Annotated in this window: 1 protein-coding gene; it reads right to left on the bottom strand. The window is 50.8% G+C overall.

Features of this window, described 5'->3' with window-relative positions:
• Positions 1-2 precede the first annotated feature (2 nt).
• Positions 3-410 carry a fasciclin domain-containing protein gene (locus ACYVHB_RS32945; RefSeq protein WP_461056347.1) on the bottom strand — a complete coding sequence of 136 codons (408 nt, stop codon included), beginning with the start codon at positions 408-410 and terminating at the stop codon, positions 3-5.
• Positions 411-506 lie beyond the last annotated feature (96 nt).

Here is a 506-nt window from a genome sequence, read left to right as displayed (position 1 = left end):
AATTAAGCGGGCATCAGTACCGCGTTGATGGCGTGAACAACACCATTGTCAGTATCCACATCGGCAATAATCACTTCGGCACCGTTGACCATCACTTTACCATCCGTCAAGTGGATGGTAAGTGACTGCCCGTTGACCGTGGTGGCGGTCATGCCATCTGTCAAATCTGATGACATAATCTTACCGGCTACCACGTGGTAGGTCAGGATACCCGTCAACGTCCCTTTACTTTCGGGCAGCACCAGCGTGTCGACGGTACCGGCGGGCAACGCAGCAAACGCAGCATCGACGGGGGCAAACACCGTGAATGGACCCGTGCCACTCAGGGTTTCGACCAGACCAGCGGCCTTTACGGCGGCAACAAGCGTGTTAAATGATCCGTTTGAAACGGCAGTTTCGACAATATTCATGGAAGGTGATTTTACTGTACCAAAGAAGGACATTGCGTTCAAGGGCTTTGTTCACTTTATAGTAAGGCTTTACTATTTGTTCACAATGGCTACAGA

This window comes from Spirosoma arcticum (genome assembly GCF_054779955.1).
Note: the sequence above shows the minus strand (reverse complement) of the source record. Positions and strands in the feature narration are given on the sequence as shown.

Coding starts and splice junctions, on each gene's coding strand:
- ACYVHB_RS32945 (WP_461056347.1), bottom strand. CDS start 410: ATGAATATTGTCGAAACTGCCGTTTCAAACGGATCATTTAACACGCTT.